Below are 22,973 nucleotides of genomic sequence, written 5' to 3'. Positions count from 1 at the left end.
TAACAGGCGATTCTGTTTTTCTTCAGCCACGAAAAAGCCCGCGTGAAAGCGGGCTTCTCTGTATCTGGTTGTCGTCGCAAAGATTACAACTCTTTAACGGTACGAACCTGATCCTTGTTGATGCGGGTGTGCTTGCCATCCAACTGTTCAAACTCGTAAAAGCCCGATTCTTTATCGTACTTAGGCGCGTCGACGGCCTGGATTTCTCGACCGTCATTCAAGGTGATCACTGAAGGCGATGCACAACCGGCGAGGGTTGCAAGGCCCAGTGCGAGCATGAAAGTGGCGAGGGTCCGTTGGGTCATGAGTGTGTCTCCGAATGGAAAATCTTTTGATTACTGAGCTTGAGACGTATGCAGTGCGCGCAAGTTCCTTCGCGTGTCAGTCTGACACAATGTGATGCGTGCTTAACAGTTCCGGCGTATTGAGGTTGGCCAGGCGAGGGTCGTTGTCGGGGCATTGCAGGGCTGTGGCGCCCAATGCGCGCATCAGTCGGCCCGGGCTGCGCTCGCCTTCGTTCCAGGCCGTCTCGAAAGCCGCTGAAAGAATGACGGGAATCATGCACAGCAACGGTTCCCAGTGTTCGCCGTGGCGCAACATCAACGGTTTGTCCGGATGCTGCGCGGCGGTTTCACGCATGCTCTGGAGCAGCGCAGCATCGATGCGTGGCACATCGCAGGGCAATACCAGCAGGTGCGTATGGCGGGCGGCCTTCAGGCCTGCGCGAATACCCGCCAATGGTCCCGGAAAGTCGCCTTGGTCGTCATGGACCAACTGATCCGCATAAGGCGCATATTTCTCCAGGTTTCTATTGCAGGAGATGATCAGATCATCACTCAGTGGACGGGTCTTGTGGTGCAGATGTGCGATTAGTGGCTCGCCGTGCCATTCCAGTAAACCCTTGTCCTGACCGCCCATGCGTTGGCCACGCCCGCCAGCCAGGAGCAGAATGGAGCACGGCGCCAAAGGTGTATTCGAGGTCATCGCACTTCTCCATGGGGGCGGCGAAAAAATGAGGCGCTGTGATATAACACCGGGCTGTTTCTCCTACAACTGGACGAGCCTATGAAAGCCAAGGCTGATGTACCTTTCGCACCGCTCAACATCGCGGTGCTGACTGTCAGCGATACCCGTACCCTGGAGACCGATACCTCAGGCCAGGTCTTCGTCGACCGCTTGAGCGCTGCCGGTCATAACCTGGCGGCCCGTGTATTGCTCAAAGATGACCTCTATAAAATTCGTGCGCAAGTCGCCAACTGGATTGCCGATGAGGTCGTGCAAGTGGTGCTGATCACTGGCGGCACCGGGTTCACCGGTCGTGACAGCACGCCCGAAGCGGTGAGTTGTCTGTTGGATAAGCAGGTCGATGGTTTTGGTGAACTGTTCCGGCAAATATCGGTGGCGGATATCGGTACTTCCACGGTTCAGTCCCGGGCGCTGGCCGGTCTGGCCAATGGCACGCTGGTTTGTTGCTTGCCGGGCTCGACCAACGCTGTGCGCACTGGTTGGGACGGCATTCTCGCCGAACAACTGGATTCCCGGCACCGTCCGTGCAATTTCGTGGCCCATCTGAAACAGGCGGCACCTTGTGAATCCCGCGGGTAAGCCAGGCAAGACTGGCAGTCTGATGGCTGTCGAGGTGGCGCTCGCGCGGTTGCTGGAAATGGCCGACGCCTCGAGAATTCATGAGCACGAACGCTTGCCGTTGGCGCAGGTCCAGGGGCGTGTACTGGCCGCTGATCTGCTCTCGACACTTGATCTGCCGCCTTGGCCCAACAGTGCCATGGACGGGTATGCCTTGCGCGTTGCCGACTGGACGGGAGAGCCGTTGCCGGTCAGCCAGAAGATTTTTGCGGGCCAGGCTCCGGAGCCCTTGAAGCCGGGGACCTGTGCGCGGATCTTCACTGGCGCGCCTGTGCCCGCGGGTGCCGACTGTGTCGAGATGCAGGAGAACGCCGAGGTTCAGGCGGATGAGCGGGTACGTTTCACCGAGACCATGACCCTGGGGCAGAACATCCGTCCACAAGGCCAGGAAACCACCGTCGGTGAGTTGATCTTGCCTGCTGGTACACGCCTGGGCCCCATCGAACAGGGGCTGGCGGCATCGCTGGGATGCGCTGAACTGGACGTGGTTCGCAAGGTTCGTGTTGCGGTCTTGTCTACCGGGGATGAGCTGATTGAGCCGGGCCAGGCCCTTGGACCGGGACAGATTTACAACAGCAATCGAGTGTTGCTCTGCAGCTGGTTGCAGCGCTTGGGCTGTGAGGTGATCGATGCCGGCATTCTTCCCGATGAATTAGCGACCACCCGTGCCCGTCTCGGCGAGTTGAAGGATGTCGACCTGATTCTCTCGACCGGTGGCGTATCGGTGGGAGAAGCCGACTTTCTGGGTATTGCCTTGCGAGAAGAGGGCGAGTTGACCCTGTGGAAGCTTGCCATCAAGCCAGGCAAGCCGCTGACGGTCGGGCATTTTCGCGGCGTGCCTGTCATTGGTTTGCCCGGCAATCCGGCGTCGACCCTGGTGACTTTTGCTCTGTTGGCGAGGCCCTACCTCTTGCGTCGCCAAGGCGTAAAAGAGATCGAACCCCTGAAGTTTCAGGTACCGGCAGGGTTTGTCTGGCCAAAGGCTGGTAACCGACGTGAGTATTTGCGCGGACGTCTGGAGAATGGCCGGGCAATCATCTACAAGAATCAGAGCTCTGGCGTACTGCGCAGTGCCGCCTGGGCGGACGGTCTGGTTGAAGTGCTGGAGGACCGTACGCTGATCGAGGGTGATTGTGTGAGTTTCATCCCGTTGAGTGAAGTCCTGGGCTGATGCAGGCCCTGGTTCTGCCACGCAAGCCCGCTCGAAAGCGTTGGGGCTTGCGTGCATGACCGTTCCTTAATTTGCCAGAAGTGTCACGACCTGGTCGAAGCGACTGTTGGAGATCCAGCTCAAAAGCCCCAGGACCACGGCCGTTCCGCCAGCTGAATAAGCAAGCCTGTGCTTGATGGATTTGACGTCGCCGCGGACTTCATCCAAGTCTCTACGGATGTACTTGAGATGTGTCTCCAGTTCAGTGACGCGAGGTTCCATATCAACTTCTCCGGTGGGCTTTGCGCTGCTTTTGAATTCAGCCTGATGATTGGCGTGATTGTCTGAGAACGGCCTGGCCGGAGTTACCGGTAGTCTGAGGTCATGGCTTTGCATGGAATAACTGGCTCCATACGTTAAAACCATTCAGGTGGCCGATGCTGTTATTGCTTACGATTTTTGAGGACCTTAAAGGGGTTCCATTCATTGTTTGCACGTCCCTGTGTAATTTACGGGTGATGACTGATAACCGCTGACACAACGGTGTACCAATTGCCCTGATGGGTCAATTGAGCCGATTCCTCACGTTTTGTAAGAAAAAATACCGCCCTGTAGGACTCCCGTGTTCTTCCCCTGGAAATAATTGAAATCCTTGCGACTTTTATGAGGGGTTGCGAGGTCAACATCTCTCATACGGATTCGGAAAGGGGAGTGATCAAAATGAGCGAGCGCAAGGCGCTGTTGATTCTGCATGGCAAGCAGGCACTCAATGAACAGGTCCGTTCAGCTGTCGAAGGCAAGCGTCAACAAGGCTGGGAACTGGCTGTTCGACTGACGTGGGAGGCCGGTGATGCGCAGCGGCTGGTAGAGGAAGCGTTGACGGCGGGCTATACGCAGTTGATTGCTGGCGGCGGCGATGGCACCTTGCGTGATGTCGCCGAAGCCATGGCGGCGCATTCGACGCAGGCCAGCCTGGTGCTTTTGCCCTTGGGCACCGCCAACGATTTTGCACGCGCTGCCGGTGTGCCCCTGGAGCCTGCTGAGGCGCTGGAGCTTTTGGAGGCTGCCCCGCATGCCATTGATCTGGGGGAGGTCGGCGGGCAGATTTTTCTGAACATGGCCACGGGCGGCTTTGGCAGTCAGGTCACGGCCAATACTTCCGAGGATCTGAAAAATATTCTCGGCGGCGTGGCTTATCTCTTCACCGGTCTATCACGCTTCAGTGAGTTACATGCGGCCTATGGCGAGTTGCAGGGGCCGGATTTTTACTGGGCCGGCGAGCTGTTGGCGTTGGGTATCGGCAATGGCCGACAGGCTGGTGGTGGGCATATGTTGTGCCCGCAGGCGCTGGCTGACGATGGTCTGCTGGATATCAGCATTTTACCCGCGCCCCAGGAGGTGGTCGATACCTTGAAAGACCTGCTGACCGATGGCTTCGGAATCGACAACATGTTTGTGCGAGCCCGTTTGCCATGGGTCGAGATCAAAGTCTCGGAGGGCCTTTATATCAACCTTGATGGTGAGCCTCTGGAGGGTGACAGCCTGCGTTTTTCGGCACGTCCAGCGGCATTGCGGGTGCATTTGCCCGAGGGCTCGCCGCTGCTGAGCGGCTCGAGTCCGGCTAATCGTCCAGACTGATGATTTGCTCGCGCACGGCGAACAACACCAGGCCAGCCACATCGTAGATCTGCAAGCGTTTCATGATCTGCGAGCGGTGGGTTTCGACAGTCTTGATGCTCAGGCCCAGGCCATTGGCGATTTCCCGGGTGGACTTTCCGCGAACAATCAACCGCAGGATTTCCAGCTGGCGTGCCGTCAGGTTGTGCGAGTCCTGGGTGGGTACCTGATTTTTCTGGGTTCGGGTCAGCGCCTGGTTGATGACGGTGTGAGCAATGGCCGGGCTCAGGTAGCGTTCGTTATTGCGCAAGGCATCCAGGGCATGTTCGAGCTCGATGGCCGTGGTGTCTTTGAGCAGGTAGCCATGAGCCCCGGACTCGAGTGCCTGCATGATGAGCGCCGGGTCGGTGTGCATCGACAGAATGAGCACTTTGCACTGCGGACGTACTCGTTTGAGTCGCTGCAAGGCTTCAAGGCCACCGGTTTTCTTCATGGAGATATCCAGCAAGATGATGTCCGGGGACAGTCGCTCGACCATTTCGAGTAACTGCGAGCCGTCACTGGCCTCCCCAATGACCGCATAGCCGGGAATATCCAGCACCAGAGCGCGCACGCCAGCCCTGATAAGCGAGTGGTCGTCCACCAGAAGTAAGTTACAAGTCAACGCATAACCTTATTCGTACTGGCCCGTTCCAGCGCACGGGGCGCCCAGGGGAAGAGTGCTTCGATTTGAGTGCCTTTGCCCGGCTCGCTGGTCACGGTCAGTGTGCCGCCTAACTGATAGATCCGTTCCGACATTCCGGCCATTCCGCGTTGCCCCTCGCGAGCGGGATCTGCCGCTGGCTCGAAACCCAGGCCATCGTCGCTGATTAACAACGTCAGGCCTTGGGGCAGACGTTGCAGGCGAACCAACAGATTCCTGGCTTCGGCATGGCGCAGCATATTGGTAACCGCTTCTTGAGTGATGCGAAAGGCCGCCACCGCCATTTCTTCCGGTATGCCAGTCAAGCGTTGATGGCATTCCAGGCTCCAGTTCACGGACGTATTGGCCAGGGTTCTGAGTAAATGCGCACGCAGACTGGCTTCCAGCCCGAGGCTGGTCAACTGTCGTGGGTTCAGGATGGCTGATACATCACGAACCTTGGTCAGGGTTTCGTCCAGCGTATCGCAGAGTACCGAACACTGATCTTGCAGTTCTTCAGGCAATCGGCGTTTGAGCCATTCACTTTGAAGTTTTGCGGCGGTCAGCAATTGGCCAATATCATCATGCAGCTCCCGACTGAGCCGGTGGCGTTCGTTTTCTTGAACTTCCAGCAGACGGTCGGCCAGTTCATGAGGCTGAAACTTTATTGATTTGAGCGAGAGGCGATGCCCCACCCAGACGCAGGTCAACGCTACGCTATTGAGCACCAGAAGACTCACCGGCAGTGGCATGGACAAGCTGTAGACCAACAGGCTGCCAAGTGCCGAGCAGGTACACACGAAAAGCGTGAACCAGCGCGCGCTTTTTCGGGAGGGTGGCCACAGGGCGATTGACTTGAGGCTGGCGTACATAGCGGATGGAGCCAATGGAATGTTCGCTGCGGGCAGACCGGCCATAAGGGCTGGCGGGTCTGTGTGTGAAAATAGGTTGTATGAGTCGCCTTTAATGACTGCAGTGCAATGCTCGAAATAAAGCCTTCGATGTCATGGGCTTGCTCGCGCCAGGAGTCACTCTGCCATTATTTGGCGTCAACGAATGGGCGGCATAATACCACTTAAGATACCGTTGGTCGCGTTCGGTATAGAGGTCTGTACAGCAGGGAATACCGTTGCTGGACGATGGTTCCATAATGGAAAAAATGTTGATTTTTTATCTTCGAAGATATTGAGTGCCAAGCGTTTTATTCTGATTGACAGGCACTATCTGAAGTCGAAGTTGGGGTAACTATTTATTTCGAGCAGCTGCCAACAGGTATGAACTATTCAATGGCGACATGAACACACTCAAGTTACAGGGCGGCATCGTTGCAATAAAAAACAGCATCGGGTTGATGAGTTTAAGCCTGCCGTTCCGAGAACGAAACGAGCCTGAACTGTTTAGAGTGGCTGGGCGGCTGAAATTGACTTTGTCCCACTTGAAATGCAAACGCTTCGATCAGGGAAGTCTGTTCACTGTCATCAAGGCCGAGTTGGCCGGTGGTCTGGTCGATGAGTTCGAGTTGCCAGGCCATTAACGTGAAGCAATCCTTGAGCGCATCCAGGGCCTGATCGTGCAGGTCCATGTGATTCTGGGCGTGGCTCAGCAATTCATGAATGTGCAGCGAGAATTCCGAAACCGTTGCCAGTGCCAGGGCATCGGCCTTGCTCGCCAGCTTGAGAAGGGTGCTGAGCATGCAATCGATGGCGTCCTTGTCATTGCTGATCAACTGCAAATGACTCAGGCACTCCTCGGACTTGGCCAAGAGTGTTTCAGCCTCGACGAGAAACTCCGGAAATCGCTGGGCCCACGCTTTAGGGGTGTTCGGCATGCTTATCTCCACAACGTCATGTCAGATGAGGGAATGTCGTGTGTGTCGACGAGAACCTTACGTGTCCGGCGCTGCCATGCCTTCGTGAGATCGTGCTCCGGCAGGCTTGGGCACCGACTGGGGAACTCGGGAGGGTGGATGGTCACTGACCTGCGATCGCACACAAAAGCCTGACTCCGTTCATGCAATGAGAATGGCGTCACATTAATGGCTATTGGATATTGCGAATATCAGGTTGGGCCTGATTGTGCCTAGGGGAATCCCTTACACAGGGGAACCTAACGTGCAAACCGAGGTCGCGCCGCAAGGGATGAAGCAGATGGAATCACGGGCCAAGTAAAGCATGATGTTAATGTGACATCAATGCCTGGGCATGGCATTTTGTCCAGGGGTCAAGATTCGGCAAAAACTGCCGATAACTCTCTTTAGTGAATTCATCAGAACAAGCCCAGGAGTCATTAATGGCCGGCATTCTCGACACGGTAGACCAACGCACGCAACTGGTGGGTGAGAATCGCCTGGAAATTCTCATGTTCCGGCTGGCCGGACGGCAATTGTTCGCGATCAACGTCTTCAAGGTCCAGGAAGTGTTGCAGCTGCCGAAGCTGACCCTGATGCCGCAGCGCCACCCCTTTGTTTGCGGCGTGGTCAACCTGCGTGGCCAGACGCTGCCGGTGATTGACCTGTCCCAGGCCATCGGCATGCGTCCGCTGGTGCCAAGCCCCACCAGTACGATCATCGTCACCGAGTACAACCGCTCGGTGCAGGCATTTCTGGTTGGTGGCGTGGACCGCATCGTCAATATGAACTGGGAAGCCATTCTGCCGCCGCCGACCAGCGCCGGTCGCCAGCATTACCTGACCGCCATCAGCAAGGTCGACGATCAGTTGGTGGAAATCATCGACGTCGAAAAAGTCCTGGCCGAAATCGTGCCGTACGACGCCAAGGTCTCTCGCGACAAACTCGACGATCCGGTTCTGGAGCGCGCCCGTGGCCGTGAAGTGCTCCTGGTGGATGACTCGAACGTGGCCTTGTCGCAATTGCGCGACACCTTGGGTCAGTTGGGCGTGAAGATGCACATCGCCAGCGATGGCTTGAAGGCGCTGAACATGCTCAAGGCCTGGGCTGATACCGGCGTGAACATGACTGACAAGCTGTTGATGATCTTCACCGATGCGGAAATGCCGGAGATGGACGGCTATCGCCTGACCACCGAGATCCGCAACGACCCCCGTTTGCGCGGCCTCTATGTGGTCCTGCACACCTCGCTGTCGGGTAGTTTCAACGACTCGATGGTCAAGAAGGTCGGCTGCGACAACTTCCTCTCCAAATTCCAGCCCGACAAACTCGTCGACGTGGTGCGTCAGCGCCTGATGCTCGACGCGGTACCCGCCTGATAACGATCTGGAAGAGCGCGGTGGCAGTGTTTGGGGCCACTGCGTAATCCAACGGGGGGTAAGTCAAGAATTGTGAGCGACGAAAATCCTGTGGGAGCGCGGCTTGCCCGCGAAGAATGCACTGCGGTTTTTCAGGTATTGCGCGTCATTGTTCTTCGCGGGCAAGCCACGCTCCCACAGGTTCTGCGCAAGCCCCCCCTCGCCACAGGGCCTTTGATTCGGTAATCAAGCTCGTATAGGGTGGCGTTCTTTACCTACCAGGGAGCTGGCCATGCGTCTGAGCGCGCTTTATCGTTTTCCGTTGAAATCCGGCAAGGGTGAGACCTTGAATCAGGTCAGCCTGGACAAACTGGGGCTGGACGGCGACCGACGCTGGATGCTGGTGGACGAGGCCAGCGGGCGCTTTCTGACCCAGCGCGCGGTCGCAAAAATGAGTCAGTTGTCGGCATTGTGGAATGCAAGCGGCGGCTTGACCCTCAGTGCCCAAGGCCATTCACCGATCGATATCGCCTTGCCCGCCAGCGACGCTGAATTACGTGGCGTGACTATCTGGCGCGACACTTTGCGTGTCCCCGATGCCGGGGATGTGGCGGGAGCCTGGGTCAGTGAGTTCATCGGCAAGCCGACGCGTCTGGTGCATGTGCCGCTCGATCGTGCGCGGACCACCCAGGCCGGTTACGGCAAGGACGACGATCAGGTGGCTTTTGCCGACGGTTTTCCGTTGTTGCTGATTGGCCAGGCGTCACTGGAAGACTTGTCGCAACGGGTCGGTCGGCCGCTGGAAATGTTGCGCTTTCGGCCCAATCTGGTGATCGAGGGCAGCGAGGCCTATGCCGAAGATGGCTGGAAGCGTATCCGCATTGGCGATGTCGAGTTGCGCGTGGTCAAGTCTTGCTCACGCTGCATTCTGACCACCATCGACCCGCAAACCGGCGAGCGCAGTGACGACCGTGAACCGCTGGCGACCTTGCAGAAGTACCGGGCCCAGGAGGACGGCGCGATGTTCGGACAGAACCTGGTCAATGACGGTAATGGTCGGCTCGAAGTCGGCATGCCGGTGACGATCCTTGAATAGCAGTCTTTGAACGACTGCCCTTGAATGAAAAAAGCGCCCGTGTCCTTGGACACGGGCGCTTTTTTTATCGCAGTGAAAACCCTCGGGTTTTAGCCGCGGTATTCGCACAGGTAAGCGGTGTCGACGGCCACTTTCAGCTGGAACTTGCTGTTGGCGGGCACGTTGAACTGGCTGCCGGCGGCGAAGGTTTCCCAGCCGCTGCTGTCAGGCAGTTTGACGGTCAGGGCGCCGGACACCACGTGCATGATTTCACGCTGGCTGGTGCCGAATTCGTATTCGCCCGGTGCCATGACGCCGATGGTCGCCGGACCTTCAGCGGTGCCAAAGGCGATCGACTTGACGGTGCCGTCGAAGTACTCGTTGACTTTAAACATGGGCGATTCCTCGAAAAGGGCTAAAAAGGGCTGGCCAGTATGCACAAGGTGTCGATAGGCGTCACCTCCTGCACTCAAGGATTGGCGGGGAAAATCAGTGGTAACAGGCGTGCGGTATTGCGCGCATCCTCCAGCGCCCGATGCTGCTGACCGTTGAACTGCAGGCCCGCCAGTTGCAGGGCGCCATTGAGCCCCAGCGGGCGCTCCAGTCGACAGGCCTTGGCGAAACGTTGTTTGAGATTCAAGTGCTGCACTCGGCTCAGGGCGCTGTCGAGTTGCAGCCGCTGCCATTCCTGAAGCAGCTGCTTGCGGTCGTAATCGCCCCAACTGGCCCAGCCTTCCAGGTGCGAGAGATGCTGGCCGAGCCAGCGTTCGAACGAAACCCAGACGTCGCTCAGGGACTGGGCAGCATCGACATTGGCCTGGGTGATGTGGGTCAGTTCGCGGCAAAACGGGGTCAGCAGGGGGCGACGCAACGGGCGCACGAAGCACTGGAAGTGATCCAGCTCCCGGCCTTTGCGGTCCACGAGGGTGGCGCCGATTTCGATGATTTCCATTTCTGTAACTGGCCAGCCGCCCTCATCTGTGGTGGCTTCCAGATCAATGACCAGCCAGTGAGGCATTGCAGGTTTCCTGGTATCCGCATCCTGATAGGGCTTGAGCGTAGCCAAACCCGGCGGATCCGCCTAGCGGCTTATTCGACCTCCAACAGAATCTGACGATTTTTTACCTGGTCGCCAACCCTGACCTGTAAGCGCTTGAGCACGCCGTCGATACCCGATTTGAGTGGATGCTCCATTTTCATCGCTTCAAGCACCACCAGCAGCTGCCCTTTGCTGACCGGGCTGCCCTCACTGACCAATACGTCGACGATCGCCCCGTCCATCGGCGCCTTGAGCGTGCCGGAGCTGACACTGGCCTGGCCGCCGACCAGCGCCCGGGTCCGATCAACCAGCCGCAGGCTGCCGGGGCGCGTGAACAACCAGAGTTGACCGGCTTCGAGGCGGTAGGCATGGCGTTGGCGGATGCCGTCGATTTGCAGGGTGGCCCAGCGTCCGTCGCACTGGATGACCTGCAGTTCGAGGGTCCGGGCGCCAACCTGCACACGGTAGGGTTCGCCAGGTTCAGCGTGCAGCTCTACCGGCCAGGCCTGATCCTCCAGGCCGATCCGATAGTGCAGATGAACGCTGGCATTGTTGCGCCAACCGGCTAGCGGGGCACGGTGAACCTGCGCGCAAGCCTGATAAAACAGCGCTGCGGCGATGGCCAGCTCTTCGGCGCTGGGTACATGCGGATGGAGGCAGGGGTGGTCGGCGAAATTCATCGGGATGAACCCGGTGCTGAACTCGCCACGGATGAACTGCGGATGCTCCAGCAGATTGGCGAGCAAGCGCTGATTGCTCTGCACGCCCAGCAGCACGCTGTCCTGCACTGCCCGCAGTAACTTGCGCCGGGCTTCTTCACGGGTGGCGCCGTGGGCGATGAGCTTGCCCAGCAACGGGTCATAAAACGGTCTGACAGACTGGCCTTCGATCAGGCCATGGTCGATCCGTACGCTGCCCTGTAATGCTGGCTCCCAAACCACGATTCGCCCGGTTTGTGGCAGAAATCCTTGGGCCGGATCGTCGGCATACAGGCGCACCTCCATGGCGTGCCCGTTGAACTGCACCTGTTCTTGTCGTAGCGGCAGCGGTTGCCCTTCGGCGATGTGTAACTGCCAGGCCACCAGATCGAGGCCGGTGATCAGTTCAGTCACCGGGTGTTCCACTTGCAACCGGGTGTTCATCTCCAGGAAGTAAAAACGGCCGTGAGTATCCAGCAGGAATTCCACCGTACCCGCCCCCACGTAATTCACCGCGCGACCGGCCTTGAGCGCCGCTTCGCCCATGGCTTGGCGCAACTCGGCGGTCATTACCGGGCAGGGCGCTTCTTCGATGATTTTCTGGTGGCGGCGCTGGATCGAACAGTCACGCTCGCCGAGGTAGATCAGGTTGCCGTGCTGGTCACCGAACACCTGAACTTCAACGTGACGCGAATCGATCAAGGCTTGTTCGAGAATCAGTTCGTCGCTGCCAAACCCGTGCAGGGCTTCGGAGCGTGCGGTGCGGATCTGCTCCAGCAATTCGGCTGCGCTGTGCACCAGGCGCATGCCCCGACCGCCACCGCCAGCACTGGCCTTGATCATCAGCGGGTAGCCGATGCGCTCGGCTTCGCGGCGCAGGGTCGCGTCGTCCTGTTTGCTGCCCTGATAGCCTTTGATGCAAGGTACGCCCGCTTTGATCATGGCGAGTTTCGACAGCCGTTTACTGCCCATCAGTTCGATGGCTTCAGGGCTGGGGCCGATGAACGTGATGCCGGCCTGTTGGCAGGCGAGGGCGAAACCGGGGTTTTCCGAGAGGAAGCCGTAACCGGGATGGATTGCATCGGCACCGGTGCGCCGGGCGGCGTCGATGATGGCCGGGATGTTCAGATAAGACTGCTGCACCGGGGCCGGGCCGATGTTCACAGCTTCGTCGGCCATCTGCACGTGCAGCGCATCGGTGTCGGCGTCGCTGAATACGGCGACGGTGCGGTAGCCCAGGTTTTGCGCGGTGCGCTGGACGCGGCAGGCGATTTCACCGCGGTTGGCGATCAGGATTTTCTTGAGGGCCGGCATGGGGTATTTCCTTGGTTTTTGCGGTGAATGTGATGGCCCCATCGCGGGCAAGCCCGCTCCCACAGGGATCTGTGTCGTTCACAAAATCCTGTGGGAGCGGGCTTGCCCGCGATGCTTTTATGGCGCCCACCCCGGTTTACGTTTTTGCACGAAGGCCATCGTGCCCTCGACCCCTTCCGCCCCGGTCACCGCGTCGCTGAACCACTCGGCCGCCTGATCCAGCAGATCATCCGAGGGTTGTCCGGCACTCGCCAGCAACAGTTTTTTGGTCGCCGCATTCGCCCCCGGCGCACAACACAGTACATGGGCCAGCACCTCATCGAGGCGTTCGGCCAAGGCTTGTGGGTCATGTTCGACAAAATGCACCAGCCCCATGCGCCGCGCCTGAGTGCCGTCGAAGCGTGCAGCGGTCAGGGCCAGGCGACGGGCCTGGGTCAGGCCGATGCGCTGCACCACGTATGGCGCGATCTGCGCCGGCAACAGGCCCAGGCTGGTTTCCGGCAGGCCGAATTGCGCCTGATGATCGGCCATCGCGATGTCGCTGACGCAGGCCAGGCCGAGGCCGCCACCGAGCACTGCGCCTTGCAGCACGGTGATGACCACTTGGGGCGCGTATTGGGTTTCTTTCAACAGCGCGCCGAACGCACGGTTCAAATCGCGGTAGGCGTGCTGGCCTTGAGCGCGGGCGTTGGCCATGTCCTTGATGTCGGCACCGGCACAAAAATGCCCGCCGGCACCACCGATCACCAATGCGCGAATCTGCCGCTCATCGTGCACCGCTGCCAGCACTGCGCGCAGTTCGGTGACCATCTGCAAGCTCATGGCATTACGGCTGTCCGGGCGATTGAGGGTGATGTGCAGCACGCCGGTATGCAGTCCGAGTAACAGGGTGTGACAGAGGGGGAGGGTGCTCATTTGTTTTTCCCCGGCAGGATGCCCATGAGTTTGCAGATGATCCCCAGCATGATTTCGTCGGCACCACCGCCGATCGATACCAGCCGCACATCACGGTAAGCCCGGGCCACTGGGTTGTCCCACATGAAACCCATGCCGCCCCAGTATTGCAGGCAACTGTCGCTGACCTCCCGGCCCAGTCGCCCGGCCTTGAGTTTGGCCATGGAGGCCAGACGGGTGACGTCCTGGCCTGTGATGTATTGCTCGGTGGCCTGGTAGACCAGCGCCCGCAGGCATTCGATTTCGGTTTGCAGTTCAGCCAGGCGAAAATGGATGACCTGGTTGTCGATCAGCGCATTGCCGAAGGTTTTGCGCTCCTTGCAGTACTCGATGGTGCTGTCGACGCAATATTCCAGGCCCTTGATCATGTTCGCCGCGCCGAACAGCCGTTCTTCCTGGAACTGCAGCATCTGCATCATGAATCCCGCACCTTCGTGGCCGATGCGGTTGCGTTGCGGCACGCGCACATTGTCGAAAAACACTTGGGCGGTTTCCGAGCTGCGCATGCCGAGTTTGTCCAGGTGCGAGCTGAGGCTGATGCCAGGGCTGTTCATCGGCACCATGATCAGCGATTTGTTGATGTGCGGTTTGTCGTCCGAGGTGTTGGCCAGCAGGCAGATAAAATCGGCGCTCGGCGAATTGGTGATCCACATCTTGCTGCCGTTGATCACGTAGTCGTCGCCGTCCTTGCTGGCGGTGGTTTTCAGCCCGGCGACGTCGGAACCGGCACCGACTTCGGAAACTCCGATGCAGCCGACTTGCTCGCCGGTGATCGCCGGCCGCAGGAACTCTTCGCGCAGTTCATCGGAGCCGAAGCGCGCCAGAGCCGGGGTGCACATGTCGGTCTGCACACCGATGGACATCGGAATGCCGCCGCAATGAATGGTGCCGAACTCTTCGGCCGCCACAATCGAATAGCTGTAATCGAGGCCCATGCCGCCGAATTTTTCCGGTTTGGAAATCCCCAGCAAACCGAGCTCACCCGCCTTGCGGAAAATCTCATGGATCGGAAAGCGTCCGGCCTTTTCCCACTCCTCGACGTGAGGATTGATTTCATGATCGACGAATTGGCGGACGGTGCGGCGCAGTGCTTCGTGTTCCTGGGTGAAGATCATTTTTATTGTTCTCCTGATCGCCGCTTAGAAGCGGGCTACACCAAAACTGTTGGCTTGCAGCACACGCACCTCGGCCTCATGGCAGATGTCCAGCAAGTATCCGAGCAATGTGCGGGTATCCCGCGGATCGATCAGCCCGTCGTCCCACAGGTTGGCGCTGCCATACAGCGCGGTGGATTGGCTGTCGAGTTTTTGCGCGGTGACCTGTTCCAGCCTGTCGAGCATCTTCGGGTCGGGCACCAGTCCGTCCTTGAGTTGTTTGGCTTCGGTGACGATCCGCAGCACTTTGCCGGCCTGGGCACCGCCCATCACCGCGGTGCGGCTGTTGGGCCAGGCGAAGATGAAGCGCGGGTCGAGACCGCGGCCGCACATCGCGTAATTGCCGGCACCGTAGGAACCGCCGACGATGATTGTCAGTTTAGGCACCCGGGCATTGGCCACCGCTTGAATCATTTTCGCGCCATGCTTGATCACGCCTTGCTGTTCCGACTCGGTGCCGACCATGAAGCCGGTGGTGTTGTGGAAAAACAGCAGCGGCGTCTGGCTCTGGTCGCAAAGTTGAATGAACTGCGCGGCCTTGCTCGCACCCTTGGGCGTGATCGGGCCGTTGTTGCCGATGAAACCGCAGGCTCGACCCTGGATCTGCAAATGCCCGCACACCGTCTGCTGATCGAACTCGCCTTTGAATTCGAGGAAGTTCGAAGCGTCGGCAATCCGCGCGATGATTTCACGTACGTCGTAAGGTTTCTTCGGGTCATCCGGGATCAGCCCCAGCAGTTCGTCGATGGGGTAGAGCGGTTCTTCCCACCGACGTTCCGGTAACCACGGCAACTGATCGTTCCACGGCAACAGGCTGACGATCTCGCGCACCTGGCGCACGCCATCGGCATCGTTCTCGGCCAGGTATTCGGCGGTGCCAGCGGTTTGCGCGTGCATCTCGGCACCGCCCAGTTCTTCGTCGGTGGCGACTTCACCGGTGGCGGCCTTGAGCAACGGCGGCCCGGCGAGAAACAGCTTGGCCTTGCCGCGCACCACCACCACGTAATCCGACAACCCCGGCTGATAAGCGCCGCCTGCCGTGGCCGAGCCATGGACCACGGTGATTTGCGGCAAGCCCATGGCTGACATCCGCGCCTGATTGGCAAAGCTGCGCGCGCCTTCGACGAAAATCTCTGCGGCGTAATTGAGGTTGGCGCCACCGCTCTCGGCGAGGGTGATCACCGGCAGTTTGTTTTCCATGGCGATCTGTTGCAGGCGCAGGGACTTTTTCAGGCCGCTGGGGGAAATGGTCCCGCCCTTTATGGCACTGTTGTTCGCTACCACCAGCACCCGCACGCCGGACACGTAACCGATCCCGGCGATCAAACCGCCGCCGGCCGCGCTGCCGTCCTTGTCATCGTGCAGCTTGTAGCCGGCCAGGCTCGCCAGTTCGAGGAACGGTGCGCCGGGGTCGAGCAGCAGGTTCAGCCGCTCCCGGGGCAGCAATTGCCCGCGCTTGTCGAACCTGGGTTTGGCTTCAGCGGCTTTATTCAGCAGGTTCTGTTCGAGCTGGCGGACCTGCTCGATGCCGGCCAGCATGGCCGCCCGATTGCGGGCGAACGGTTCGCTGAACGGGTCGACTTGGGACTGGATGACCGGCATGGGTTATTCCTTGTCCTTGAGCTCGTCTGGTTTAGAGGCTTCGGGTCGAAGTACCTCGGGTAAATAGGCGCGGTGAAAACCGTTGTACGAGTGACTGTTCTGCGCCTTGTGCATTGGCCAGGCCCGCCCGCCGAGGCTGGCGGCACCGTCAATGCGCAACGTGCTGCCGCTGACAAACGCCGCTGCTGGGCTGAGCAGGAACACAATCGCCGCGCTGATTTCCGATTCGGTGCCGCTGCCGCCCCCGGTGACGATGATGTTTTGGCCGGCGAACAGGTCGGTTTTGAAAATCGAGTCGTAAGCCATGGCGACAGTCCTCTAGTTGAACTGATCGGCGATGCGCCGGGGCACCGGGATCTGGATCTCCAGCAGTTGTTGGGCGAACGCCTTGCCCTGCGGATCGATCCGCAGGCTGGCCACGCCACCGCCGCCGAGTGCGTTTTCCAGAAGAAAATTGAAGCTCTGAGTGCCGGGTAAATACCAGCGTTCGACGCGTCCGTGGATCGGGTCGAGGACATGGCTCATCCAGTCGACCATCACCTCGGGTGTCAGTGCTTCGGCGATCCACGGCAAGTAATCGGGGTGACGGGCCATGACGCCGATGTTGCTATGATTGCCCTTGTCGCCGGAGCGCGCTACGGCGAGTTTGATCAAGGCCACACTGGCGTCGGCGCGCTCTGTGGTTTTGGGCGGATCGAACGGTAGCGGCAAGTCAGCCGGGTTGAGCGCATCGAGGGCGGGCAGGGCACACGGATGGCGCTCACCGGCAAGGTCGATGGCCAGGGAGCAGGCGGTTTTGTCGATCAGGAACGAAAACAGCCGGATCACCGGATACACCGTCGGCCGCCCGCCGACGATCCCGGTCAACCCCGGCGCCATGCCGGTGGCGGCCTGGGCGATTTCCCGGGAGAACAGCATCAAGGCCTGTTTGCTCGGATGGCGCACGGCGAGCTTGATGACCACCTCGCGGCTGTCCTGGCGCTGGCCGTGGGGGCCGTAAGTGGCTTCGCTGCCCAGCAGTTCGATGTTCACTTCGCTGTAGGGCGCCCAGCCGCGCTGGCTGAACATTTCCGAGGTCTTGTTGATGATTGCCTGGCTGACCCGTCGGGCCTTGGGCACGGCATCGATCCCGGCAATCAGGCAACTGGCGGTGCAGCGAAAACCTTCCGGGTACGTCGCGCTGACCTTGTACTGAGCGGTCGGTGGCAAGCCTTTCGCGCCATGCACCTGAACCGCGTTTTTGCCTTGTTGTACGAGTTTGACCTGGCTGAAATCGCACACCACATCGGGCAGCAAATAGGCCTGCGGGTTGCCGATTTCGTAGAGCATCTGCTCGCCAACCGTCAGGGGCGTGACCAGGCCGCCGGAGCCGTCGGGTTTGCTGACGATGAATTGGCTGTCGGCGCCGACTTCGACGATTGGAAAACCGATGTGCTCATAGTCGGGTACGTCGTGCCAATCGGTGAAGTTACCACCCGTGCACTGGGCGCCACATTCGATGAGATGCCCGGCCAATGCGGCCTGGGCGAGTTTGTCGTAGTCGTGCCACGACCAGCCGAACTCATGCACCAGCGCGGCGCTGACCACGGCGCTGTCGACCACGCGCCCGGTAATCACAATGTCGGCGCCCAGGCGCAGGGCTTCGACGATGCCCGGTGCGCCGAGGTAGGCGTTGGTCGATACGCACATCGGCGGCAGGGGCGCGCCACTGAACATCTCATGGATACCAAGACTACTCAGCTGTTTGAACTGCGGTTGCAGGTCGTCACCCGACAGCACGGCGATCTTCAGCGCCACCCCGGCCTTGTCGCAGGCGGCTTGCAGGGCGGCGGCGCAGGCCTGTGGATTGACCCCCCCGGCGTTGCTGATCACCCGGATCTGTTGTTTCGCAAGCGGCTCGAGGAGGGGGGTGAGGACTTCGATGAAGTCGCAGGCGTAGCCGGTGGCGGGATCTTTCATCCGCGCCCCGGCCATGATCGACAAGGTGATTTCGGCCAGATAATCGAACACCAGATAGTCCAGCCGCCCGCCCTCCACCAGCTGCGCGGCGGCGGTCGAGGTGTCACCCCAGAATGCACTGGCGCAACCGATGCGAATTGTTTTCGGCACAGTCAACTCCATAGCCACCTGCGACAGAAGTGTTTCGAGGCTACCAAGCAAGCGCTTGGTTTGTAAATGCATTGATTATCTTCTACCCGAGCGCTTGCTTGGTCGCCCCCGCCAGCTTAAATTGCCCGCGCAACCCTGCTGTTTTAGCGGGTAGCGGCGCATTTGATTGATCGACTGTAGGAGAGAACCGGTGGACGAGCAAAAAGCCCTGAGGGTGATGCGCGAATTGGTCGACAGCGGCCAATTGACCGACCCCGACAGCGCTCGCGGCAAACTGCTGCAAGTGGCCGCTCACCTGTTTCGCAACAAAGGTTATGAACGGACCACCGTGCGGGATCTGGCCAGTGCGGTGGGCATCCAGTCAGGCAGTATTTTTCATCACTTCAAGAGCAAGGACGAGATCCTGCGGGCAGTGATGGAGGAGACCATTCGCTACAACACCGCGTTGATGCGTGCAGCGCTGGCCGAGGCGGGCAGTGTGCGCGAGCGGGTGCTGGCGCTGATTCGCTGCGAATTGCAGTCGATCATGGGCGGCAGTGGCGAGGCCATGGCGGTGCTGGTGTATGAGTGGCGTTCGCTGTCTGAGGAAGGCCAGGCGCAGGTTCTGGCGCTGCGCGATATTTATGAAGCCATCTGGCTGCAGGTGCTGGGAGAAGCCAAGGACGCTGGTTTTATCCGTGGCGATGTGTTCATCACCCGCCGTTTCCTGACGGGCGCGCTATCTTGGACCACCACTTGGTTTCGCGCTGATGGCAGCATGAGCCTCGATCAATTGGCTGATGAAGCGCTGATTCTGGTGCTTGAAGAACGGTAATGAGGCGTCTAACTCGGCCAGAAACTGGCTAAGTTGACGAAACCGCCTAGTTTGTATGCATTGATGAGTATTTTTTTTGGGGAGTGTGCTGTTTTGATGTCTTCGCCAATTCGAATGGCGTCGCGGCTTTTGCTGGCGGCGCTTGCGGTGTGCTGGGTGTTACCGTCTCAGGCCGCGCAACTGGTGCGGGTCGGTGCCGCGCATTTTCCACCTTATACCGTGCGCCCGGAGTCCGGTGCCGACACCGGTCTGCTACCGCAGCTGGTAGAAGCGCTGAATCAGTTGCAAACCGATTATCAGTTTGTGCTGGTACCGACCTCGATTCCCCGGCGTTTCAACGACTTCAAGGAAGGCCGGGTCGATATGGCAATTTTCGAGAACCCGGAGTGGGGCTGGAAGGACATTCCGCATACCGACGTCGACATGGGCCTGGAAGATGCAGAAATCTTTGTCGCGCAGAAGCAACCCGGTCGCGATGAGAACTACTTCAAGGATCTGGCGGGCAAGCGCCTGGCGCTGTACAGCGGCTATCACTACGAGTTTGCCAATTTCAACGCCGATCCCAAGTATCTGGCCGACACCTACAACGCCACGCTGACCTATTCCCACGACAGCAACCTGCTGATGGTGCTGCGCGGGCGAGCGGACATTGCCCTGGTGACACGCTCTTATCTGAGCGATTACCTGCTGCGCAACGAAAAAGTTGGCGAGCAGTTGCTGGTGTCGCAACGCATCGATCAGGTCTATCACCATTACGCGCTGATTCGTCCAGAGGCGCCGATTACGGGTGAAGCGTTTGGCAAGTTGCTGCAAGGCCTGCGAAACAACGGCCAGATGCTGAAGATTTTCAATCCCTACAAAATTGCCCTGGTGCCGGTGGGCAAGCACTGACAGATAGCGTTAACGGGGCGGGCGGCGGATGACCATTCATCCAGTATTCATGTTCTGTTGTTCGAATGGTCGAATTGACAGTAGACGCTTCGCCTAACGTGGTCTTAGCTCCTTTCCTGTGTCCGACCCCATGGAGGGGTTGGCGCTCATTCAGAAAGGATTTCTGCCATGACAAACCCCTCGTTGGTTTCTCTCTCCTGTGTGCCCGCTCCTGTGGTACCACAAGCCGTCAACGATGTACTCGTTCTGAAAAAGCCTGATGATTCGGCCGGTGTCACGGTCGAGGTGGCGCGTTGGCCGTTCATGGTGGTCAATCAAAAGACAACGCTGCATGTCTGCGGTCAACAAGCCGACGGCTCGCCAGTGATGCTGCGAGTGGCCGACGCCGAGCCCGTCACGCAACAAGAGTTCCAAGAGGGCTGGCGTCGCAATATTGCCTGGGCGTCTTTGCAAAATCTGAAGGACGGGAGCCATCTCGCGTTTGTTTTTCAGGCGGCGCTGGATGGAGGCAGTTGTGCTAGCCCGGTGCTGTTCCCGACATTGTGTCTTGAGGTTCAGGCGCCTTTTGACAATACAACGACCTTCTCGGAAAAAGACGGTACCAATAACTGGAATGGCTGGATGAGGGGGGAGGCGGCGGCTGATCCACGGGATCTCACCATCACCAGAGATGGGAATATCTACGTATTATTCGACAACACCTACACCAACAACTCTGCTGGCACGGTGTTGAAAAAGACCTTTCAGGGGCTGGAAGTGGGTCGATCCTATGAGTTCGGGCTGACCGTGCGCCGGTGGAATGACAAATATTCAGTTCCGGTGCTGTCACTCAACAGCGGAGCGCAAGTCATTGCCCCCGCGACGGAAATTTCATCGATGGCCTGGGTGCCGCTCAAAGGCACTTTCACCGCGAGTGCATCACAGATGGAGTTGCAGATCGTTAACCATGTCGCCACCGGAAACGGGAACGACTATGCCTTCCGCGAAATCTGGGTCAGGTCGATCTAACACCTGCGCAACGTCAATGGCCTGGAACTGATCCAGGCTGTGCATGCCACCGCGAACGCTGATTAAGGTTCGCGGTGTTTTTCGTTAAATTTTCATGGTTGGCTCACGTCCCCTCAGTTAACTGTCGACGATTATCGTGAGCCCGACCCATGCCCCATCTGAACGACCTGACCGCCCTGGCCCTGCCGTCAGGCAACCGTCTTGTAGCCGATGAAACGGCAAGCCGCCTGAGCCTCAGCCTGGAAGGGCAGCCGCTGATCGAGCTGCGGCTGACCCGCGAGCCCGAGTTGCATCTGCGGCTGGAAGAGCGCTTTGGCCGTCCTGACGGTCAAGCATTCTGGGCGGCCTGTTATTGGCTGTTTGCCCGTGATGCGCAGTGTCAGCGTCTGACCTGGCACCTCGATGAAGCGTCCACCGAAGCCTTGCTCAGCGGGTTGCTGATCCCCACCGATGTCAATGGTCAGTATCGTTGTGAACGCACGCTGTTCTGGCAATTGCCTCAGCCTTGGCTGGGCGAGTCGTTGACCGGCAGTTATCCACAGCAGATGGTCATCAGTGATGGCAAGCGCCATCCCCTGCGTGCAGCGAAACCCCGTGGTGAGGTCTATCGACGCTTCGATGCGCGGCTCGGTGCGTGGGTCTCCCTGCGCACGGTGGAAATCGAGCATGACCTGGCGCGTTTCAACCGCTGGCAGAACAGCCCGCGGGTCGCGAGTTTCTGGCAGGAGGAGGGCAGCCTTGAGCAGCATCGCGAATACCTCGGCAAGCTTGACGCCGACCCGCACACCTTGACGCTGATCGGTTGCTTCGATGATCGGCCGTTTGCCTACTTTGAAGCTTACTGGGCCAAGGAAGATCGCATTGCGCCGTTCTATGACACCGGCGATTACGACCGGGGCATTCACATGCTGGTGGGCGAAGAACATCACCGCGGCCCGCACAAGGTGGCGAGCTGGTTATCGGCGCTGGTGCACTACCTGTTTCTCGATGATCCGCGTACTCAACGGGTGGTCGCCGAACCTCGCGCCGACAACGCGAAGATGATCGGGCATCTGCATAATCAGTGTTTTCACTGCGAAAAAGAGTTCGACTTTCCGCACAAGCGCGCGGCGCTGATGATGCTGGGGCGTGAACGGTTTTTTGATCGGTGTTCGTTGGCTTGAGGTGTATGGCTCAAGGTTTGTTGCGGTCTTGAATCGGTCTTCGCGGGCAAGCCTCGCTCCTGCAGTGTTGTGCCGTTTACAAATAATGTAATCGACACAGTCCTGTAGATACTCTGTTGCCGGTCAAGCTTTTAACGACGGACGAAGGTGTCCGCACGATTGCCCGACACCTTGCGGCAATGCACCAGCGCATCACGAATCATGAAGTTCACCAGGGTGGGCGAGACGCCGAGTTCCTTGGCGATGTCTTTTTGCGGCACGCCGTGCAGGCGGTACATCTCGAAGGCGTAACGGGTGCGGCTGGGCAGCTCTGTCAGCGCATCGGCAATGTTTTCCAGGGTCGAAAAATTGATATGCGAGGTTTCCGGCGAAGCGCCCTGGATCACCACGTTCAGACCTTCCTCTTCCGGGCCCGAATATTTCTGCTCCAGCGCCTGCTTGCGGTAGTGATCGATGGCCAGGTTGCGCACGATCTGGAACAGGTAACTGAGCTGCGCTTTGATGGATGACGTGATCTGCGGCGCCGATTGCAACCGGAAAAACGCATCCTGCACCACGTCTTCGGCACGGGATCGGCAGCCGGTAATGCGGGCGGCAATCTTGACCAGAATCAGCCGGTTGTCGACGAAGGCCTGAAGTAGCGGTGAATCGCACCTGCTTGTGGATACTTGTTCCGTCATGGAAATCACCTTGCTGCACATAGGGTCGTGGGACGACAGGAAGATCGGAGCCGTCCTACACATCGAGCGACAAATTATGTTGAATGATAATGATTGTCAATTGAGAAAGAGAATTAATGCTCCGTGAAGGTGCGGCATGAGAACGGCGACACGCTGACTCACCCACTGGCCGCAA

Annotated in this window: 23 protein-coding genes and 1 pseudogene; 9 read left to right on the top strand and 15 right to left on the bottom strand. The window is 59.0% G+C overall.

From position 1 onward, the window contains the following. Positions 1-83: 83 nt before the first annotated feature. On the bottom strand, positions 84-305 hold the full coding sequence (locus J3D54_RS29875) for a YgdI/YgdR family lipoprotein (protein WP_253426282.1): 222 nt from the start codon (positions 303-305) through the stop codon (positions 84-86). A 76-nt stretch (positions 306-381) separates the two neighbouring features. Beyond that, a complete protein-coding gene (gene mobA / locus J3D54_RS29870) occupies positions 382-984 on the bottom strand; it encodes a molybdenum cofactor guanylyltransferase MobA (protein WP_253426280.1) in 603 nt (200 codons plus the stop codon). An 81-nt stretch (positions 985-1,065) separates the two neighbouring features. On the opposite strand from mobA, the gene moaB reads away from it, so the two are divergent. Both moaB and glp read left to right on the top strand, forming a co-directional pair. Next, positions 1,066-1,605, top strand: coding sequence for a molybdenum cofactor biosynthesis protein B (gene moaB, locus J3D54_RS29865; RefSeq protein WP_007895059.1), 540 nt, complete (start codon positions 1,066-1,068; stop codon positions 1,603-1,605). Next, entirely contained in the window at positions 1,589-2,815 is a 1,227-nt protein-coding gene (glp, locus tag J3D54_RS29860) for a gephyrin-like molybdotransferase Glp (protein ID WP_253426278.1), read from the top strand. Before moaB ends, glp begins: the two co-directional genes overlap by 17 nt. Positions 2,816-2,881: 66 nt before the next feature. On the opposite strand, the gene J3D54_RS29855 is transcribed toward glp, so the two are convergent. Next, positions 2,882-3,190 (bottom strand): hypothetical protein, encoded by a 309-nt coding sequence (locus J3D54_RS29855; protein WP_253426276.1) that lies wholly within the window; start codon positions 3,188-3,190, stop codon positions 2,882-2,884. A 324-nt stretch (positions 3,191-3,514) separates the two neighbouring features. Between J3D54_RS29855 and yegS the strand changes: the two genes are divergently transcribed. Then, positions 3,515-4,432, top strand: coding sequence for a lipid kinase YegS (gene yegS / locus J3D54_RS29850; protein WP_253426274.1), 918 nt, complete (start codon positions 3,515-3,517; stop codon positions 4,430-4,432). On the opposite strand, the gene J3D54_RS29845 is transcribed toward yegS, so the two are convergent. The 3 genes from J3D54_RS29845 to J3D54_RS29835 form a co-directional block, all read right to left on the bottom strand. Beyond that, complete coding sequence (locus J3D54_RS29845; protein WP_253426272.1) at positions 4,416-5,075, bottom strand: response regulator transcription factor; 660 nt, start codon at positions 5,073-5,075, stop codon at positions 4,416-4,418. The two genes, yegS and J3D54_RS29845, sit on opposite strands and share 17 nt — an antisense overlap. Continuing rightward, positions 5,072-5,965, bottom strand: a complete 894-nt coding sequence (locus J3D54_RS29840; RefSeq protein WP_253426847.1) for a sensor histidine kinase — start codon at positions 5,963-5,965, stop codon at positions 5,072-5,074. Before J3D54_RS29840 ends, J3D54_RS29845 begins: the two co-directional genes overlap by 4 nt. A 485-nt stretch (positions 5,966-6,450) precedes the next feature. Further along, a complete protein-coding gene (locus J3D54_RS29835) occupies positions 6,451-6,921 on the bottom strand; it encodes a hypothetical protein (RefSeq protein ID WP_253426269.1) in 471 nt (156 codons plus the stop codon). Positions 6,922-7,382: 461 nt separating this feature from the next. On the opposite strand from J3D54_RS29835, the gene J3D54_RS29830 reads away from it, so the two are divergent. Together J3D54_RS29830 and J3D54_RS29825 are read left to right on the top strand one after the other, a co-directional pair. Next, on the top strand, positions 7,383-8,318 hold the full coding sequence (locus tag J3D54_RS29830) for a chemotaxis protein CheV (protein WP_253426267.1): 936 nt from the start codon (positions 7,383-7,385) through the stop codon (positions 8,316-8,318). 271 nt (positions 8,319-8,589) lie between these two features. Beyond that, complete coding sequence (locus J3D54_RS29825; protein ID WP_253426265.1) at positions 8,590-9,393, top strand: MOSC domain-containing protein; 804 nt, start codon at positions 8,590-8,592, stop codon at positions 9,391-9,393. Between the two features lie 89 nt (positions 9,394-9,482). Here J3D54_RS29825 and J3D54_RS29820 read toward each other — a convergent pair whose 3' ends face one another. From J3D54_RS29820 to J3D54_RS29785, 8 genes and pseudogenes are all read right to left on the bottom strand, one after another. Further along, entirely contained in the window at positions 9,483-9,767 is a 285-nt protein-coding gene (locus tag J3D54_RS29820) for a pyrimidine/purine nucleoside phosphorylase (RefSeq protein ID WP_253426263.1), read from the bottom strand. 74 nt (positions 9,768-9,841) lie between these two features. Beyond that, on the bottom strand, positions 9,842-10,390 hold the full coding sequence (locus tag J3D54_RS29815) for an exonuclease domain-containing protein (RefSeq protein WP_253426261.1): 549 nt from the start codon (positions 10,388-10,390) through the stop codon (positions 9,842-9,844). Positions 10,391-10,461: 71 nt separating this feature from the next. After that, complete coding sequence (locus J3D54_RS29810; protein WP_253426259.1) at positions 10,462-12,423, bottom strand: acetyl/propionyl/methylcrotonyl-CoA carboxylase subunit alpha; 1,962 nt, start codon at positions 12,421-12,423, stop codon at positions 10,462-10,464. A 117-nt stretch (positions 12,424-12,540) separates the two neighbouring features. Next, on the bottom strand, positions 12,541-13,338 hold the full coding sequence (locus tag J3D54_RS29805; RefSeq protein WP_253426257.1) for an enoyl-CoA hydratase-related protein: 798 nt from the start codon (positions 13,336-13,338) through the stop codon (positions 12,541-12,543). Further along, complete coding sequence (gene atuD, locus J3D54_RS29800) at positions 13,335-14,492, bottom strand: citronellyl-CoA dehydrogenase (RefSeq protein WP_253426255.1); 1,158 nt, start codon at positions 14,490-14,492, stop codon at positions 13,335-13,337. The genes J3D54_RS29805 and atuD overlap by 4 nt, the downstream gene beginning before the upstream one ends. A gap of 24 nt (positions 14,493-14,516) precedes the next feature. Beyond that, positions 14,517-16,133 carry a geranyl-CoA carboxylase subunit beta gene (gene atuC, locus J3D54_RS29795; RefSeq protein WP_253426253.1) on the bottom strand — a complete coding sequence of 539 codons (1,617 nt, stop codon included), beginning with the start codon at positions 16,131-16,133 and terminating at the stop codon, positions 14,517-14,519. Positions 16,134-16,136: 3 nt separating this feature from the next. After that, positions 16,137-16,367: pseudogene (locus J3D54_RS29790) on the bottom strand (2,4-dienoyl-CoA reductase); the annotation flags it as partial. 84 nt (positions 16,368-16,451) lie between these two features. Beyond that, a complete protein-coding gene (locus J3D54_RS29785) occupies positions 16,452-18,242 on the bottom strand; it encodes an acyclic terpene utilization AtuA family protein (RefSeq protein ID WP_253426251.1) in 1,791 nt (596 codons plus the stop codon). A gap of 190 nt (positions 18,243-18,432) precedes the next feature. Here J3D54_RS29785 and J3D54_RS29780 point away from each other — a divergent pair, with 190 nt between their 5' ends. The 4 genes from J3D54_RS29780 to J3D54_RS29765 all read left to right on the top strand — a co-directional run bounded on the left by J3D54_RS29780 (position 18,433) and on the right by J3D54_RS29765 (position 22,118). Then, positions 18,433-19,056: a TetR/AcrR family transcriptional regulator gene (locus J3D54_RS29780; protein ID WP_253426249.1), complete on the top strand. Its 624-nt coding sequence runs from the start codon at positions 18,433-18,435 to the stop codon at positions 19,054-19,056. A gap of 96 nt (positions 19,057-19,152) precedes the next feature. Further along, on the top strand, positions 19,153-19,947 hold the full coding sequence (locus J3D54_RS29775; RefSeq protein ID WP_253426247.1) for an ABC transporter substrate-binding protein: 795 nt from the start codon (positions 19,153-19,155) through the stop codon (positions 19,945-19,947). Between the two features lie 168 nt (positions 19,948-20,115). After that, complete coding sequence (locus tag J3D54_RS29770) at positions 20,116-20,955, top strand: sugar-binding protein (protein ID WP_253426245.1); 840 nt, start codon at positions 20,116-20,118, stop codon at positions 20,953-20,955. A 149-nt stretch (positions 20,956-21,104) separates the two neighbouring features. Next, on the top strand, positions 21,105-22,118 hold the full coding sequence (locus tag J3D54_RS29765; RefSeq protein WP_253426243.1) for a GNAT family N-acetyltransferase: 1,014 nt from the start codon (positions 21,105-21,107) through the stop codon (positions 22,116-22,118). A gap of 131 nt (positions 22,119-22,249) precedes the next feature. On the opposite strand, the gene J3D54_RS29760 is transcribed toward J3D54_RS29765, so the two are convergent. Beyond that, a complete protein-coding gene (locus tag J3D54_RS29760; RefSeq protein WP_253426241.1) occupies positions 22,250-22,798 on the bottom strand; it encodes an RNA polymerase factor sigma-70 in 549 nt (182 codons plus the stop codon). Between the last annotated feature and the right edge of the window lie 175 nt (positions 22,799-22,973).

This window comes from Pseudomonas sp. GGS8 (genome assembly GCF_024168645.1).
Lineage (GTDB): Bacteria > Pseudomonadota > Gammaproteobacteria > Pseudomonadales > Pseudomonadaceae > Aquipseudomonas.
This window is presented reverse-complemented; position numbering and strand designations above follow the sequence as displayed.